Origin of the sequence: Acinetobacter sp. HA, from assembly GCF_000264725.1 — a bacterium.
Lineage (GTDB): Bacteria > Pseudomonadota > Gammaproteobacteria > Pseudomonadales > Moraxellaceae > Acinetobacter > Acinetobacter schindleri.
On record NZ_AJXD01000095.1, the window covers coordinates 88,972 to 105,748 of the forward strand.

A 16,777-nucleotide genomic window follows, 5' to 3' on the forward strand; every position below is an offset into this window, starting at 1 on the left:
TTTCCTAAAATTAACGTAAATATGGATAGGGATTTACCGCACCACGGCCTTTACCCTGCAGATAAAGCCCATAATGCAGGTGAGGCGCAGTATGCCGTGCATTACCGCTATTGCCAACATAGCCAATCACCTGACCTTTTTTGACATAGTCCCCGACACTCAAGCCGCGCTTATGCCCGTCGAGATGCGCATAATAATGCCAGGTTCCACCCGGGCCGAGTATCCAGATCACTTTACCACCCAAATTGTTATTGCGTAAGTCTGCAATCAGGCCCTCCGTCGCACTCAGAACCTTGGTTCCACGTGGAGCCATAATGTCGATACCTTCATGCAGGCGGCCACTGCTGCGGGAAGCTCCCCAGGTATCCTTGAGCTGGCGTGTCTTAATGTTATCTACCGGGATCGGCAGCCGGGAGGGCATTGTTGTATTCCTCAGTTGCTGCACCAGAATCGGATTTAGTACTGCAGAACCCGGCTGTTTGGGAGTAGAGCTACACGCTGCCAATAGCAGCATCAAAACAGAAATAATGGCAAAACGAATATTGTGCTGCAAAGCATCCTTCCTTGTGCGCCTGTATCAAATTCAAAATTATTAAGTTAAAAATCTCGTATTTCTAAATATGTCACAGTTGAGTTGCAGAGATCAATTTTTTCATTGCTGTGGGGATGCCGGCCTGAACTGCCGCGGTTGGCTCCAGCCAGATGCCATTCAGTTCAATAGCTAAATGCTCTTGCAGATCAGCATCAATGACAAATACCAGACCTTCCAGTTGCCAGGTAAAATGGGTAAAACTATGCGAAATTTCGACTTTTTGTATGAACTGTTTTAAGCCTAGACTCTGTTTTAATATATCCAGTTCATGTACTTCTTCGATAATCGGCAAGCACCACAGACCACCCCAAAGTCCAGTATTAGGACGTTGCTGCCACAGCCATTGATCACCACATTGTAAGATCAGTACCTGGGCAGATTTCACCGGTACTGGTTTTTTAGCTTTCTTAAAAGGCAGCTCGTTTTCTAAGCCTTGTTGATGTGCCTGGCAATGCTGTTGCATCGGACAATACAGACACAGCGGTTTCTTGGGCGTACAAACTGTGGCTCCCAGATCCATAATTGCCTGGGTATAGTCATGATTACGCTCGTGAGGACATAGCTCTTCAGCCAGTTGCCACATGGCACGTTCATGAATGGGCTTAGACAGATCATCTTCAATGGCAAAGAAACGCGACAAAACCCGTTTGACATTACCATCCATAATCACGCCATATTTACGTAGCCCTAAAGACATCAATGCACCAGCCGTCGAGCGGCCAATACCCGGCAGGGCAATCCATTCTTCCAGGGTTTCAGGAAAATGACCTTGCTTAGCTACAATTCCAGCTGCTTTATGCAGATTACGTGCCCGGGCATAATAGCCAAGTCCAGCCCAGTAGGGGGCAACTTCATCCCAGGTCGCGGTTCCCAAGTCCTGAACCGTAGGAAAGCGTGCAATAAAACGGTCAAAGTACTGTAATACCGTTTTGACCTGAGTCTGCTGCAGCATAATTTCAGAGACCCAGACTTTGTAGGGATCATCTGCTACCTGCCACGGCAAGTCATGCCGGCCATGAACATCAAACCATTCTAAAAGCGCATCTGAAAATACAAACATGAATACTGGACAAGGCAGGGAAACAGGAAGGCATTATAGCGGATTCAGCTAAAGGAATCGGTGAAAAGTGTATCAAGGTAAATAGGCAGATCAGGCAATAAAAAAGTGAATGATCCGAAGTTCATTCACTCTGGTAAAACTTGAGCTAAAAACTGAATTTAGTCTTCAATTCCCCAACGGGCATCCAGTTTCAGCACTTTGCCTTCATAACGTGGAATAAGGTGAATATGCAGGTGTTCAGACTTTGCCTTAAATACCTCACCATCATTAAAACCTACATGGAAGCCAGATGGCTGATAACGTAAATTCAGTTCATTACGTGCCTGTTCCAGCAAAGACATCAAGCTTTTACGTTCCTTATCGGTAATTTCAAAAAAGGAAGCCACATGACGCAGTGGAACGATTACACTATGCCCTTGGGACAATGAATTCGGTTCAGGCAACACCACACCAAAGTCATTTTTGGCAATGACATCATATTCGTCATAGTTGCAGTATGGACAGTTGTTCTCAGCCATTTCATTCTCCTTATTTCTTCTTGAATAATCATTTTTTACACTAATCCGCTCCCCCTCAGAGTGAAGTAGCACAAATATTCTTTACGCCAGGCGACGTGCCAGCAGGGCATACATTGCCTCAAGGCTCTGTTTTTCTGCTTCAGCATTGTAACCAAGGTCTACACCATTGGCTTTGGCCCGTTCATCGGCAAGCGGGTTGCTAAAGCCATGTTTGGCCTCTTTGAAAATGATCACGTCGTGTTTCACATTGGCGGCCTGCATTTCCTTACAGAAACTTTCAACATCATCTAGTGAAACCATGCTGTCCTGTTCACCGTGCAGGACAAGAATTTCAGCCTGAACCTGACCTTCTTGAGCAGGTGCTTTGGGTGACAGATTGGCATGGAAAGTTGCCACTGCCTGCAATGGGGCATTAGAACGCGCCAGATCGAGTGCGACTTTACCGCCATAACAGAAACCGATTGCGGCCAGTTTATCTGCATCAACTTCATCTTGTGCCGCGAGGGTATTCAGGGCAGCAGTAGCACGGTTCACAATCGTATCGGGATCTTCAAAAGTCTGCATCATCCATTCATAGGCTTGATTCGATGCCGTAGTGACTTTTTTATCGCCATACATATCAATCGCCAAGGCAGCATAGCCGTGTTCAGCCAGTTCACGGGCACGCTGTTCGGTATAGTCATTACGCCCCCACCATTCAGGTGCCACAATTACACCTGGAACAGGCGTATCGGATTCAGGCGCTGCAAAATAACCAATTAGCTGGCTGCCATCCTGCGCCGTATATTGAATCTCACGTGTCTTTATTGCTGCCATGGAAGTTCCTCTATTGTTGCTCAGTATTTGGATGAAAGTATAAACATAGCAAAAGCCAAACAGATGTCACAGGATTACAGCAGATTAATTTGTTCTTTTTAGTCAAAAAAAGGAGATATGCCCGGATATCTCCTTTTTGATTATTTCATGACTTCAATCAGTTCAATATCGAAGATCAAGGTGCTATTCGGTTCAATCACATCACCTGAACCAATTTGTCCATAAGCAAGTTCTGCGGGTATAAAGAAACGGTATTTGGCACCAGGTTTCATCAGTTGCAGACCTTCGGTCCAGCCCATAATCACCTGACTGGTCTTGAATACAACCGGCTGATTACGTGCAATTGAGCTGTCAAACACAGTACCATCAATCAGACGACCTTCATAATGTACTTTGACATTGCTGTTCGCATTTGGCGATTTTCCTTTGCCATCTTGCAAGATCTGGTATTGAAGTCCTGATTTAGTCGTTTTAATCTCTGGTTTTTTAGCATTTTCAGCCAGGAATTCACGGCCAATTTTGGCATTTTCTTCAGCTGTTTTCTTGAGCTCAATTAACTCGCGAGCATCTGCCTGACGCTTGTATTGCATCAGTACCTTGGCCATTTCTTCTTCAGTCAAGCTGGCTTTTTGCCCTGCTGCGGCAGCTTTCAGTCCAGCACTAAAAGCATCCAGATTGATACCTTTTAATGAATCGGCATTATTGCGACCCATAAGATAGCCAAAGCTGTAACCCACCTGTTCTGCTTCTGTACTTTTGGTGGTGATATCCTTGGCATATAAGCTACCGGAACATAACAGCAGGGCAGCAAGACTAATTTGTATTTTCATTCTAGTATCTCAAAAACAAGGGAGAGCATATTGCTCTCCCTAAACCGTATTATTTTACTTCGATGAGTTCAACATCAAAAATCAAGGTGCTGTTTGGCGGGATGGTACCTGGTACCCCTTGCTGACCATAACCGAGCTGAGATGGGATATATAAGGTGGCTTTGCCACCTTCTTTCATCAGCTGTAGACCTTCAGTCCAGCCTGGAATGACCTGATTCAGTGGGAATTCGATCGGTTCACCACGTTCTACTGAACTGTCAAATACCGTACCGTCAACCAGCTTGCCAGTATAGTGAACTTTGACCATAGAATCTGCAGCAGGTGATTTTCCTGTACCTTCTTTGGTTACCAGGTATTGCAGGCCTGAAGCGGTGGTCTTGACGCCAGGTTTTTTCCCATTTTCAGTCAGGAAAGAATCACTTGAAGCCTGAGCCTTTTTAGCATCATCAAGCTGCTTTTGCTGCATATCCTTCTGGAACTGCTCATAAGCTGCCTGTAGCTCTTCTTCATTATAGGCTGCCTCATTACGGGCATGGCCATCACGAACACCAGTAATGAAGCTATTGATATCCAGCTCTGGTGGAGTTTGATGTGCGACTTCATAACCGAGAGCATAGCTGATCTTAGAAACTGCAGATGCATCTTTAGATGCCTTAGAAGTTTGATTTACCGGATGTTGAGTTGCATAGTAAACAGGAACGAGCGCAGCACCGCCTAGAAGAACAGCGACAGCAATCGGTAAGGCCTTACTCATGTATTATTCCAATATGATGTTATCGTTAATGTTCGTTCCATCTTAGCAGAAATTTTTAAGAAATCTTGCAGAATGGGTGGTTTTTTAGCAAGCAAACATCGCCGTTTGGTAGAGTTTTATAAAATAAAAAACCAGCTATTGCTGGTTTTTTATTTTAGCTTTTAATCATTGTTCGAGAATGTCTAGCAACAATGATTGTCACAACTAAAAGTATCTTTTGAAAAGAACTTAGTAGGAAAATAAGCCTTTTTCTAAAGGAAATTCAATTCCAATCGATGCACCGCCATCATTACCATATAGGTCTGAATTACTGATCCAGCCATTTAATTTTAGTGGAATATCGGGACGTAGATAATGGGTCCAGCTCACATCAACAGCTTTTAAATTATCTTGCGCTGGAAAAGCTAAATTAGTAGTTCGGGTGGATTCATTCAACTTGGCAAACAGTACTCGTGCATTAACACGATTCAGGCGATCGAAACGAATATCACCACCCACAGAAATCATTTGCCCATCACCACCCATCGCATGCGCTAATGGATAACCATGCTGGTAAAAACCATCGGTATATACACTGTGATTATAAGAAATACCTTGGGCCTTGCCATTGGTGCGGGTGTCTGCCCATTCGGTATATAGCTGAAAAGGCATATTATTATAGCTAGAGGAATAATCGACTCCAGCCAAATACATTTTTTTGGCCGGTAAGCCGCCGGCTTCATCTTCACCAACATATTGTGCATACATTCCCATTGGGACTTGTAGCAATGGTTGTAGATTTAAGCGTGCATCAAAACCCGCAATTTGATTTGATGGATCATGTTCACCTGTGCCGCCATTGTCTTTATTCCCGACAAAAGCATCCCAAAGTGAGCTTAGGCTTTCAGGTCTTCCTTCTCCCCCCCATTGAATAGCTCGCGAAGCACCCAGCTCCAAATAAGGTAAAGGTTGCGCGGTGACACGTAAACCAATCAACTTAGCATCAGGTACAGCATCGTAGTTATCTAGTTGTCCGGCAAAGGCTTGATATTGCCAAGGTCCGATCCAGGATAGCCATTTATTTGCAAAAGCATGCTGTTCGGCACGCTGCGCAGTAATGCCATAGATTGGGCGGCTGGCATCACCCCGAATTAAGCTGCCATCATGGCCAGGTCCCCAGTAGGTCGGGATTTGCCCAGCAATTAGCCATTGATTCCATAGTTTACCTGCGAGGTAAGACCCTTCAACATTCACATCTTGATCATGATCAATCTGGGGATCTTTTTCTGCATTCACGCGAAGTCTAGCATCCCAATTCTGATTACCTGTATTCAACTCTATACCTGCTTGATATTGAGCTTTTTGCTGGTCACCAAAGGCTTGAGGAATATTTTTTTGATCTGTCTCTGCAAACAAGGATGCTTTGAGTAACTGGTTATTGGTATTTAAGTGAGCCATGACAGAATCAATGACTTTTTGTTGATTACTATTGCTAACTTTTGCCTGAGAAAGGGCACGTTGAATTTCATCACCACTCATTGGCCAGGTCGAAGTGCTGATTTGAATCACACCTTGCTGATTTAACCAGTTTAAATCGGTACGCAGGTTTTGCTCATTTAAAACGATGCCTTGCGCAAAGGTTAGTGAGGAGCTTAATGCCAAGCTGGCGAGCAGTGTTTTCGATTTAAACATTCTTGTAAATTCTCAGGAGTTTTAAACTGTAACCACGATAGGTTTTTTAGTTGATTTTTTCAACAATGATCATTTGGGATAAATGTAATAGAGGGTGATTTCACACCCTGCTTAAGGCAGGATGTGAAATCAAAGCTTACAATGAATTAGTCATTGTCTTTATTTGCAGTATATACATAAGCATAATTATAACCATAGCTACTTGCCACCCCTTTTTGTACATCATTCAGAATCACACCATTCACTTTGACTTTCGCCTGCTCAAAACGGTTGATGGTCAATTCAAGCTCTTTCATCTGAGTTTTGGCATGACGTACCACCAGCAGGTTCACACCAGCAGACTGTGCAATGATCACACCATCTGTGACTGCCAGGGCAGGCGGCGTATCAATCAGAATATGATCAAACTGAGCAGATAACTCGCTCAAAAGTGCCTGGAACTTTTGTGAACCTAATAACTCTGCAGGATTAGATGGGTTTTTACCCCGTGAAATAAAGTACAGACCCTCATAGCTGTCGGCCTTGATGACTTGCTCCAAAGTATGAGTACCCAGCAGAAGCTCAGACAGTCCTGGGGCTGTATCCTGATTAAAATACTTGTGTAAATAGCCGCGGCGCATATCACCATCCATCACCAGGACTTTTTTACCGCCCTGCGCCAGAATGGCACCCAGATTTGCTGCAATAAAAGATTTACCTACTTCTGGGGCCGGGCCAGAGATAGCAATAATATTATTTTTGGCTTCCGTCAGCGAGAAATGAATAGTCGTCCGGATACTGCGAATGCTTTCTACCGCAATATCGTCACTATCTTTAACTGCAAGAATAGGAATTGCTTTTTTCTTTTTCAGCAGCTTGGCACGGCTTTCTTGAACTGCTGAGCGCGGTACTGTGGCATACACAGGAATATCCAGTTCATTCTCAATCTGTGCTGCATCTTTAATACCACTGCGCATCATATTACGTAACAGTGCGATTAAGGTGCCGAGGAAGCCACCGAGGAAAATTGACAGAATCAGAATCTGCAGTTTTTTTGGCGCAATGGGCTTAAGTGGTTCAACAGCGGTATCGACAATACGCACATTACCGATTTCACCCGCTTTGGCAATTCTTAACTGCTGATAAGAGTTGAGCAGGGCCGTATATAGCTGCTGTTTGACTTCGACTTCGCGATACAGCTGTAAGTAACGGCGCTGTAAATCTGGTAGCTGTTTTAAGGTTCCATTCAGCTCGGCAATTCTGCTATTGATCGCAGCCAGTTGGGCTTCCATCTGCTGCATGACCGGATGTTCGCTGGTATACTTCGCTGAAGCCTCAGCAACTGACTGTTCCAGCTGGGCCTTTTGGGTTTCCAGTGCAATACTTTGAGTTAAATACAACTCGGATTCTTTGGTCACATCGACAGTATTGGACTGCTGACGGAACTGGTTAAATTCACGTTCCGCCACATCCAGCTGCTGACGCAGTTCAGGCAACTGATCTTCCAGAAACTTAAGCGTTTGAGCCGTTTCTGCTGAACGACGTTCCACGTTCTGCTGACTGTATGCTTGCAGAATGGCATTCAGTACCTGGGTAATATGTGCTTTATCTTGGCCTTCATAATTTAAGCCCAGAATCCCGGTCATTTTACCTTTTTCTGCGACCGAGTAATTGGCCAGTAAACGATTTGCTGCAGCAGGCAGAGACTGTTTACTGATGAGATAACGGTCCTGGAACTGGTCCTGGCTGAAAATCGCCACCTTCCAGGTTCCACTCGCATGAGTCGCCTGATTATTGCGGTTTAACAAACCAGAAAAAACCACTTGGCCTGTTCTTGGATCGATCAGACTAAACTGTTGTTCTTTAAATTGTAGTTCTAAAGTCTTGTCATAATAGGCCTGTGGAATATCAAACTGGCGGATATCAAACGCTTGATCACCATCTCTGAATAAAACCGATCGGGTTGAATATTCGGTCCGATAATCATGCGGATTCAGCAGGCGGTCAAGCAGGGAGTTCTTTGTTCCTGCAACTTGAATGTCTAGATTTAAGCGATCAATCACGTCACCCAAGACCAGACGTGATTTTAAAATCTCAATTTCGGCCTGAGCCGGTGATTTCTGCTCAATCATCTCGGACAAATCACCGAGTAAGGCTGCAGATGCCCCTTTATTTTCTTCGACCTGAACCAGTGCATCGACCTGATAGGTGTCTGGTGTGGTTCTTAAATAAAGTAAGGCACAGACCAAACTTAAAATGACACAGAGAGCAATCAGTTTCCACTGGGCAATTAAGGAGAAAAATAATTCCTTCAGGTCAATGGTATCTTCTGTATTGGTATTTTGGCTCATAGTCTTTTGTTCGAAAGTTAAATATATTTTTTCCAGTCTGCAATGCAGGCCTGAATCAGCTGGCAGGTTTCATCAAATACCGCCTGATCATGCTGGTAAGGATCGGCCACATTTTTACTTTGCCAGTGGCCGAGTCTAAAGGTTTTACCTTTGGCAAAGGGCCAGGTCTGTTCCACATGTTTTTGCTGATTCTGACTCATCACTAAAATCAGGTCGGCTTTCTTGACCAGCTCGGCATTCAGCTTTCGGGCCACATGCGGGCTCATATCAATCCCTAAACGCTGCATGCACAGGCTGGCTTTGTCATCGGCTGCATGACCGACCAGCCCGGAAATACCGGCAGATTCAATTTGTAAATGCGGAAATTCCTGTTTTAAAAAGTATTCCGCCATGGGGCTACGGCAAATATTGCCAATACAGACCACCAGAATATTGTTAATTTTCATTATTTACCCAAATTATCTAGTTGATAAACAACGCTAGAGAAGGGAATAAGCTGATTCACCACACGTTGCCAGCGCGCAAGGCCCGATGCATCGACATAGACAATATCATTACTGCGCATTTTAAACTGATTGGCCAGACCAAAGTCGGCAATACTGCTTAAATCCAGATGATAGACTTCAGTTTGCGCACCACTTGGTTGACTGCGTAGCACATAAATTTTGCTACGGCTGGCCGACAGTGGATTGAGACCTTCGCTTTCGCCGAGTACATCACTCAGGCTCATGCCCTGATCACGCAGTGGTAAAGACTGGTTTTTACCCGACTCACCCATGACATAGATTTTCTGGTTTTCGCGGCTGTTCACATATAGGGTGTCATTGGGTTGAATCAGCAGATTATGTAAAGAGAAACCAGCTTGTTCCAGTTCAATACTGTTTAAGTGATAGGTTTGTCCCTGACGTACCAAGGTAATGGAAGCATTGTTGCCTTGCTGGGCATTGACACCACCGGCCAGACCTAAAGCGGTATAGACACTGGTCGGTTGGTCACTTAAATAGAACTGGCCGCCTTTCATTACATTGCCCTGTACCGAGTAACGCTGCCCCTGATAAGACAGAACCCGCGCTACCACATCTGGCGTTTTTAAATAACGCGATAGCTGACTGCGCAGCTCACGATTCACCTGACTTAAAGATTTGCCTGCAGCTTTATAACGGCCAATAATCGGGAATTGAATATAGCCACTTTGGTCAATTTGATAACCATTCGCGCGTGCAGACTCATCACTACTCACACTCGTGGAAGCAGGTGTGATTTCAGGATAAGCCCATAAGTAGATCGACAGGATATCGCCTGGACTAAGGCTATAGTTACGGTGTGACTGGGTAAACAGGTGAGCATAATCTTGCTGAATATTTTGTACTGCCGGTTGCAAACCGAGTACAGTATCTTGAGTAAGCCGGACCACATTCACCGAAGTCCCCAAGTCTGTTTGATAGACACCTTCTGCCGGTAAGTTATAGGTCTGTAAGCCGGAGGTAACCGCACACCCGCTTGCTGTCACCAGAAAAGACAGTAGAATTATAGATTTAAATTGTCTCACACGTATTCCCGTTCTCGATTTTTCTAAAATCATAAAAAATAAAAAATAGTTTACCGAAGTTATTTTAAGGGTATATAACAAATTGTAAGTAGATTGCGAAAGTATACGCAAGCATGACCTGAAAATTGAGGCAAAAAGTATCTAAATTGTGAGACACCGCAAAATTAAAGAAAAAATATTTGCAAAAAACCGACACAAAAGGAAGTATTTTAGATTTTTTGGCTAAAAATCATAACAGAATATACATATAACTCTGTTATGATTCGAGCGGTTCAGTTTCTTCCCTATTTATTTAAATATTGGGAATTTTTTACTTTACAGTTTTTTATGGTAATCGTAAGAAGTAAAAGTCTACTATGAAAATTTTAATTACTGGCGGTGCGGGATTTATTGGTTCAGCTGTTATCCGTCATATTATTCAAAATACCAATAACCAAGTCCTGAATATAGATAAACTGACTTATGCAGGTAATCTAGAATCGTTAAAAGAAATTGATCAACACTCGAACTATGAGTTCAAACAAATTGATATTTGCGATACAGAGCAAATAACAGCTGCAATAGATGCATTTCAGCCTAATGCAATTATGCATTTAGCTGCGGAGTCACATGTAGACCGCTCAATTGATGGCCCGGCAGCATTTATTCAAACCAATATTGTGGGAACGTATACTTTATTAGAAGCTGCTCGAAAGTATTGGATGGGACTTGACGCCGAAGCTCAACAAAACTTTCGTTTTCATCATATTTCAACTGATGAAGTTTATGGTGATCTAGAAGGTACGACCGATTTATTTACTGAAACAACTTCATACGCGCCAAGCTCTCCATATTCTGCCTCTAAAGCCAGTTCAGATCATTTAGTCCGTGCTTGGCACAGAACTTATGGCCTACCTGTTATAGTCACCAACTGCTCAAATAATTATGGGCCGTATCACTTCCCAGAAAAGTTGATTCCATTAGTCATCTTAAATGCGTTAGATGCCAAACCTTTACCTGTATATGGGAATGGTCAGCAAATTCGGGATTGGTTATTTGTAGAAGATCATGCACGTGCTTTATATAAAGTAGTGACCGAAGGTGTAGTGGGTGAAACCTACAATATTGGTGGTCATAATGAAAAGCGGAATATAGAAGTGGTTAAAACCATTTGTAAAATTTTGGATGAATTAAAACCACAAACCAACGGTCAAGCGTATGAGTCACTGATTACATTTGTAAAAGACCGCCCTGGGCATGACTTACGCTATGCAATTGATGCCACAAAAATTCAAAATGAATTAGGTTGGACACCTTCGGAAACTTTTGAAACTGGAATTCGTAAAACGGTAGAGTGGTATTTAAATAATTTAGATTGGTGTCATCGAGTGCAAGATGGTAGTTACCAACGCGAAAGATTAGGTGTAAATTCATAATGTCAAATACAACAAAAGGTATTATTTTAGCTGGCGGTTCAGGTACACGTTTATATCCCATTACTAAGGGTGTATCTAAGCAATTATTGCCTATTTATGACAAGCCAATGGTGTATTACCCGCTTTCAGTGCTGATGCTTGCTGGTATTCGTGAAGTACTCATTATTAGTACTCCTGAAGATATTGATGGATTTAAGCGTTTATTGGGTGATGGTGCTCAATTTGGTATTCAGCTTGAATATGCCGTCCAACCTAGCCCTGATGGTTTGGCACAAGCATTTATTATTGGTGAAAACTTTATTGGGGACAGTAATGTTTGCTTAGTGCTTGGCGACAATATTTTTTATGGTCAAGGTTTTACCCCAATGTTACGTCAGGCTGTGTCACGTCAAAAAGGTGCGACGGTATTTGGCTATCAGGTGAAAGACCCTGAGCGTTTTGGCGTGGTTGAATTTGATGAGCAGAAACGTGCAATTTCTCTAGAAGAAAAACCTAAACAACCGAAGTCTCATTTTGCAGTCACTGGTTTGTATTTTTATGACAATGATGTAATTGAAATTGCGAAACAAGTGAAGCCATCTGAGCGTGGAGAATTAGAAATTACCACAGTTAATCAGATGTATTTAGAGCGCGGTGATCTAAATGTGGAATTGCTCGGACGTGGTTTTGCATGGTTAGATACAGGTACACATGCGAGCTTACTTGAGGCAGCCCAGTTTGTAGAGACTATTGAAAAACGTCAAGGCTATAAAGTGGCGTGTTTAGAAGAAATTGCCCTGAATAATGGCTGGCTGAGTAAAGAACAGGTTTTAGACATTGGTCAGAGCATGAGTAAAAATGACTATGGTCAATATCTAATTTCATTGGTGAATGAATTAATATGAGTTTAATAAAACTAATTGATTTGCCGAGTTTGGGAGATCAGCGAGGGGGATTGGTTGCAATAGAGTCTAATCAATCCATTCCTTTTGAGATTAAGCGTTTGTATTATATTTTTAATACAACCAATCAGTCTCGTGGTTTCCATGCTCACATTGACTTAAAACAAGTTGCTATATGTTTAAACGGAAGTTGTCGTTTTATTTTGGATGACGGAAATAGTAGAGAAGACGTTGTTTTAAATTCTCCGACTCAAGGTTTAATTATCGAGGGTTTAATATGGCGAGAAATGTATGATTTTTCTAAAGATTGTATTCTTCTTGTATTAGCGAGTGATCATTTTAATGAAGATGATTATATTCGCTGTTACGGTGACTTTTTAGAGAAGGCTAACGGTTAATTTTATGAATAATATATTGCTTGGTGCAGTTGGTACAGGTACTAATTTCGCTATGATTAGTAGACTAAAAGCATATTTTGGCGATCAAATAAATTTAGTAGGTATTGATATAAATTCGAAAGAACTAGTCACATCTTCTTTATTACTCGATCATTTCTATCAAGTTCCAAAATCAAATCATCCTGAATTTGAAGACTCTGTGAGAAAAATCATCAGATTGCATAACATAGATACTTTTATACCTGTTTTAAATGATGAAATTTTGCTTGCTTCTAAATTGAAAAAAGAATTTGTTAACTTAGATATGTGGGTAAATGAGAAATTTGCCGTTTGCATTGATAAAGATCAAGCTGATTATTTTTTAAATTCTAAGGGAATTAAAGTCCCTCAAAAATACGAAATTGAGAACTTACCCGAAATAAAAAAATTCTTCATTAAACCGAGAAAAGGTTTCGGAAGTATAGGTGCAAAAGCTACGAGTTACTCAGAATTCAATTTACTTAATTTGGAAGCAGAAGATTTTATTTTTCAAGAAATCTGTTCTGGGCCAGAAGTCACGGTCGACAGTTTTTACGATTTTGATAAGAAAATAGGTTATTCCTATTGTAGAGAAAGAATAGAAGTTAAATCAGGTGTTTGTACTAAAGCAAAATTATTTTTTGATGAAGTTTTAGATGGCATCGCCAAAAAAATTGGTGAAGCGTTGGAGCAAAAAGGCACTATTTGTTTCCAAGTAATGAAATCGGGGCCCAATTGGGTAGTTACAGACCTCAACTTAAGACATGGAGCAGGAACTGCACTCACTTGTGCAGCGGGTTATGATGTTTTATTAGCTGCATATGCATGCAGAAAAGGTTTGGATTATAATCTGTTTCTTAAACAGATGCCACATGGTCAAGAAATATATTTGACTAGACAGTATTCAGAATATGTGATGAAGATAATTTAATGCACGCTATAGCACTAGATTTTGATGGCACGTTAATCTCTCCTCGAAATAAGCATATACAATTGATGATCGCAATATGTAAAAGCCACGGAATATATTTAAGTAATGAGCAGATAAATTACTTGTGGGATGAAAAGCGTTCAGGTTCAAACAATGCCCATGCTTTGAGAAAACTCCATGTTGCTGAGGACATCTTAGTCAGAGTCTGTAGAACATGGGTGGAGTTAGTAGAGACTAAATATTGGTCTGATTATGATAAGCTTTACGAACAATCACTGGATTTTTTGCATAAATCCTCAAAAAATTATAACTTGTATTTGATTACTGCAAGGAGTAACCGTATTACTTTAGAGCAACAACTAAACCGGTTTGGTATTAATGGTTTTTTTCAGAATTACTATGTTGTTGATCCAAAATTTGCTTCAGAAGAAAAAAGTAAGATTTTAAAAAAACTTAAACCATCATTCTTTATCGGTGATACTGAGAGTGATTTTAAGGCAGCCTTATCTTCTGATGTTGAATTTATTGGTTTAGACACAGGTATGAGAGATGAGTTGTTCCTGAAAAAATGTGGTGTAGAAAATATTTTCTCTGATCTGAATACAGTATTTGAATATATAAAGGTTGTTAATTAAGTGATCAATTTTTTAGATTTAAAAAATATTAATCAACAATACAGAAATGAGTTGATTGAAGCCTGTACACGCGTTATTGATTCGGGTTGGTATATTGGTGGAAAAGAATTAGAAAAATTTGAACAAAATTTTGCACACTATTGCGGTACAAAATTTGCAATTGGCGTGGCTAATGGTCTGGATGCATTAATTTTAACTTTACGTGCTTGGAAAGAGCTTGGCAAACTTAAAGATGGAGATGAAGTTATTGTTCCATCTAATACGTATATTGCTAGCATTCTTGCCATTACAGCAAATAACTTGACGCCAGTTTTAGTTGAGCCAAATATTTCTACCTACAATATTGATCCTATAAAAATAAAAGAAGCAATAACGGCTAAAACCAAAGTGATTTTACCTGTCCATTTATATGGTCAATTGGCTGCAATGCCAGAAATTATGCAAATTGCTAAACAACACAATTTATTGGTTTTAGAAGACTCTGCACAAAGCCACGGGGCACAAATACAAGGTAAAAAAGCAGGAAACTGGGGCGATGCTTCAGGTTTTAGTTTTTATCCTGGAAAAAATTTAGGTGCATTAGGTGATGCAGGAGCAGTCACGACCAATGATGCAGAGTTAGCGACCATGTTAAAAGCGTTGCGTAACTATGGCTCGCATGAAAAGTATAAAAATTTAGTTCCAGGTGTAAATAGTCGATTAGATGAAATTCAGGCAGCAATGCTAGATGTCAAGCTCAATTACTTGGATCAAGAAACTCAGCATAGACGTCATATTGCGAACTTATATGTAAATGGAATCAAAAATCCTTTAATTCAGCTCCCATTGAATGGAATTAATGCTGAATCTTATGAGCAGCATGTTTGGCATTTATTTGTAATTCGTAGCAATCAGCGTGAAGCTTTACAACAGTATCTATTAAATCATGGTGTTCAAACATTAATCCATTATCCAATTCCACCACATAAACAACAAGCATATAAAGAATGGAATAATTTGAATTATCCAATTTCTGAACAGATACATAGAGAAGTATTGAGCTTACCAATGGGACCAACTCTGTCTGTAGCTGATGCTGAGAGAGTCATCACTTTATGTAATCAATTTCAAGATTAAAAGTAATGAATCTGCTAAAGACGAGCGCATTAAACGGGGTGGCTGTTTTAATTAAAACAGCCACAATGTTTATTTTGAATAAAATTTTAGCTGTATATGTTGGTCCTGCAGGCTATGCCGCAATTGGGCAGTTTCAAAACTTTATACAAATGGTCACAACTTTTGCAGGAAGCGCGATTAATACAGCAGTGATAAAATATACTGCTGAATATCATGAGAACGAGCATAAACAAATTTCGGTTTGGCGAGCAGCTGGCAGTTTAGTGCTTATTTTTAGTTTTATTTTTTCGTTCATTATTCTTATTTTCCAAAAACAATTGTCGTTGTATATTTTTCAGACTACAGCGTATCAGTCTGTTTTTGCGTGGTTTTCCGCTTTTTTGGTTTTATTTAATTTAAATGCGCTCTTTTTAGCTATTTTAAATGGCAAGAAGGAGGTTTTAAAACTAGTTGTTGCAAATATTGCTGGAAGCATACTTTCTTTATTAGTAACAGGGTTTTTAGCTGTTCAATATCATTTGTATGGTGCTTTAATCGCGTTATCAATTTATCAATCTATTGCTTTTTTTGTAACGTTATTTTTATGTTATAAAGTCAATTGGTTCAAAATTTCATATTTATTTGGACGAATTGAGCCACAAATTGCTAAAAATTTTGCGGCTTTTGCGCTTATGGCACTAGTGAGTGCAATTTGTGTGCCTTTGTCACAAATGGTAATCCGTTCTTATTTGTCACAAGAGTTTGGTTTAAATTACGCAGGTTATTGGGAAGCGATGATTCGCTTAAGTGCAGCATATTTGATGTTGGTCACGACAACATTAGGCGTTTATTACTTACCTAGACTAGCTGAATTGACGCATTTAGATGAAATTAAGAAAGAAGTATATTTAGCTTATAAGTTTATCTTCCCTTTAGCTTTAGTTGGTGGGTTGGTGGTCTATATTTTACGTGACTGGATTATTACCCTGTTATTTAGTCATGAATTTATGCCAATGCGTAATTTATTTTTATGGCAAATGATAGGTGATTCGCTTAAAATTGGAAGCTGGATATTGGCTTATTTGATGCTAAGTAAGGCGATGACAAAGTTGTTTGTCACCACAGAAATATTATTTGCTTTATCTTCTATGGGATTGACCTATGTATGTAGTAAGCTTTTCGGTTTTGAAGGTGTTTCGATTGCTCATTTAGTAAATTATGCTTTGTATTGGCTGGTAATGGGCTATTTTATATTTGGGACTTTAGAGAGACAAAGAGGTTAAA

The 16,777-nt window shown here is 40.7% G+C and carries 17 protein-coding genes; 7 read left to right on the top strand and 10 right to left on the bottom strand.

Going from position 1 to position 16,777, the window contains the following annotated elements; genetic code table 11:
• Positions 1-10 precede the first annotated feature (10 nt).
• The 10 genes from HADU_RS12675 to HADU_RS12720 all read right to left on the bottom strand — a co-directional run bounded on the left by HADU_RS12675 (position 11) and on the right by HADU_RS12720 (position 10,120).
• A complete protein-coding gene (locus HADU_RS12675; RefSeq protein WP_376746327.1) occupies positions 11-514 on the bottom strand; it encodes a M23 family metallopeptidase in 504 nt (167 codons plus the stop codon).
• 109 nt (positions 515-623) lie between these two features.
• Positions 624-1,652, bottom strand: coding sequence for an A/G-specific adenine glycosylase (gene mutY / locus HADU_RS12680; RefSeq protein ID WP_008307012.1), 1,029 nt, complete (start codon positions 1,650-1,652; stop codon positions 624-626).
• Between the two features lie 158 nt (positions 1,653-1,810).
• Positions 1,811-2,215, bottom strand: coding sequence for an HIT family protein (locus HADU_RS12685; RefSeq protein ID WP_264653531.1), 405 nt, complete (start codon positions 2,213-2,215; stop codon positions 1,811-1,813).
• 36 nt (positions 2,216-2,251) lie between these two features.
• Positions 2,252-3,010, bottom strand: a complete 759-nt coding sequence (locus HADU_RS12690; protein ID WP_264653532.1) for a dienelactone hydrolase family protein — start codon at positions 3,008-3,010, stop codon at positions 2,252-2,254.
• A 116-nt stretch (positions 3,011-3,126) separates the two neighbouring features.
• Entirely contained in the window at positions 3,127-3,816 is a 690-nt protein-coding gene (locus tag HADU_RS12695) for an FKBP-type peptidyl-prolyl cis-trans isomerase (protein WP_008307019.1), read from the bottom strand.
• A 49-nt stretch (positions 3,817-3,865) separates the two neighbouring features.
• Complete coding sequence (locus tag HADU_RS12700) at positions 3,866-4,570, bottom strand: FKBP-type peptidyl-prolyl cis-trans isomerase (RefSeq protein WP_005220396.1); 705 nt, start codon at positions 4,568-4,570, stop codon at positions 3,866-3,868.
• 228 nt (positions 4,571-4,798) lie between these two features.
• Positions 4,799-6,241, bottom strand: a complete 1,443-nt coding sequence (locus HADU_RS12705) for a capsule assembly Wzi family protein (protein WP_008307022.1) — start codon at positions 6,239-6,241, stop codon at positions 4,799-4,801.
• Between the two features lie 146 nt (positions 6,242-6,387).
• The gene (locus HADU_RS12710; protein ID WP_008307024.1) at positions 6,388-8,571 is read right to left on the bottom strand and encodes a polysaccharide biosynthesis tyrosine autokinase; all 2,184 of its coding nucleotides are present in this window, start codon (positions 8,569-8,571) and stop codon (positions 6,388-6,390) included.
• Between the two features lie 17 nt (positions 8,572-8,588).
• A complete protein-coding gene (locus HADU_RS12715; RefSeq protein ID WP_004814137.1) occupies positions 8,589-9,017 on the bottom strand; it encodes a low molecular weight protein-tyrosine-phosphatase in 429 nt (142 codons plus the stop codon).
• Complete coding sequence (locus HADU_RS12720) at positions 9,017-10,120, bottom strand: polysaccharide biosynthesis/export family protein (RefSeq protein WP_004814139.1); 1,104 nt, start codon at positions 10,118-10,120, stop codon at positions 9,017-9,019. Before HADU_RS12720 ends, HADU_RS12715 begins: the two co-directional genes overlap by 1 nt.
• A 356-nt stretch (positions 10,121-10,476) precedes the next feature.
• Between HADU_RS12720 and rfbB the strand changes: the two genes are divergently transcribed.
• The 7 genes from rfbB to HADU_RS12755 are packed head-to-tail and all read left to right on the top strand — an operon-like array spanning position 10,477 to position 16,776.
• The gene (gene rfbB, locus HADU_RS12725; RefSeq protein WP_008307025.1) at positions 10,477-11,535 is read left to right on the top strand and encodes a dTDP-glucose 4,6-dehydratase; all 1,059 of its coding nucleotides are present in this window, start codon (positions 10,477-10,479) and stop codon (positions 11,533-11,535) included.
• Positions 11,535-12,419 (top strand): glucose-1-phosphate thymidylyltransferase RfbA, encoded by an 885-nt coding sequence (gene rfbA, locus HADU_RS12730; RefSeq protein ID WP_008307026.1) that lies wholly within the window; start codon positions 11,535-11,537, stop codon positions 12,417-12,419. Before rfbB ends, rfbA begins: the two co-directional genes overlap by 1 nt.
• Positions 12,416-12,814 (top strand): sugar 3,4-ketoisomerase, encoded by a 399-nt coding sequence (locus HADU_RS12735; protein ID WP_008307028.1) that lies wholly within the window; start codon positions 12,416-12,418, stop codon positions 12,812-12,814. Before rfbA ends, HADU_RS12735 begins: the two co-directional genes overlap by 4 nt.
• Positions 12,815-12,818: 4 nt before the next feature.
• Positions 12,819-13,763, top strand: coding sequence for an ATP-grasp domain-containing protein (locus HADU_RS12740; protein ID WP_008307030.1), 945 nt, complete (start codon positions 12,819-12,821; stop codon positions 13,761-13,763).
• Positions 13,763-14,398, top strand: coding sequence for an HAD family hydrolase (locus HADU_RS12745; protein ID WP_008307032.1), 636 nt, complete (start codon positions 13,763-13,765; stop codon positions 14,396-14,398). The genes HADU_RS12740 and HADU_RS12745 overlap by 1 nt, the downstream gene beginning before the upstream one ends.
• Entirely contained in the window at positions 14,399-15,514 is a 1,116-nt protein-coding gene (locus HADU_RS12750; protein ID WP_008307034.1) for a DegT/DnrJ/EryC1/StrS family aminotransferase, read from the top strand.
• 5 nt (positions 15,515-15,519) lie between these two features.
• Positions 15,520-16,776, top strand: coding sequence for an O-antigen translocase (locus tag HADU_RS12755; protein ID WP_008307036.1), 1,257 nt, complete (start codon positions 15,520-15,522; stop codon positions 16,774-16,776).
• The last annotated feature ends 1 nt before the right edge of the window (position 16,777 follow it).

Coding starts and splice junctions, on each gene's coding strand:
- HADU_RS12675 (WP_376746327.1), bottom strand. CDS start 514: ATGCTGCTATTGGCAGCGTGTAGCTCTACTCCCAAACAGCCGGGTTCT.
- mutY (WP_008307012.1), bottom strand. CDS start 1,652: ATGTTTGTATTTTCAGATGCGCTTTTAGAATGGTTTGATGTTCATGGC.
- HADU_RS12695 (WP_008307019.1), bottom strand. CDS start 3,816: ATGAAAATACAAATTAGTCTTGCTGCCCTGCTGTTATGTTCCGGTAGC.
- HADU_RS12700 (WP_005220396.1), bottom strand. CDS start 4,570: ATGAGTAAGGCCTTACCGATTGCTGTCGCTGTTCTTCTAGGCGGTGCT.
- HADU_RS12705 (WP_008307022.1), bottom strand. CDS start 6,241: ATGTTTAAATCGAAAACACTGCTCGCCAGCTTGGCATTAAGCTCCTCA.
- HADU_RS12710 (WP_008307024.1), bottom strand. CDS start 8,571: ATGAGCCAAAATACCAATACAGAAGATACCATTGACCTGAAGGAATTA.
- HADU_RS12715 (WP_004814137.1), bottom strand. CDS start 9,017: ATGAAAATTAACAATATTCTGGTGGTCTGTATTGGCAATATTTGCCGT.
- rfbB (WP_008307025.1), top strand. CDS start 10,477: ATGAAAATTTTAATTACTGGCGGTGCGGGATTTATTGGTTCAGCTGTT.
- rfbA (WP_008307026.1), top strand. CDS start 11,535: ATGTCAAATACAACAAAAGGTATTATTTTAGCTGGCGGTTCAGGTACA.
- HADU_RS12735 (WP_008307028.1), top strand. CDS start 12,416: ATGAGTTTAATAAAACTAATTGATTTGCCGAGTTTGGGAGATCAGCGA.
- HADU_RS12740 (WP_008307030.1), top strand. CDS start 12,819: ATGAATAATATATTGCTTGGTGCAGTTGGTACAGGTACTAATTTCGCT.
- HADU_RS12745 (WP_008307032.1), top strand. CDS start 13,763: ATGCACGCTATAGCACTAGATTTTGATGGCACGTTAATCTCTCCTCGA.
- HADU_RS12755 (WP_008307036.1), top strand. CDS start 15,520: ATGAATCTGCTAAAGACGAGCGCATTAAACGGGGTGGCTGTTTTAATT.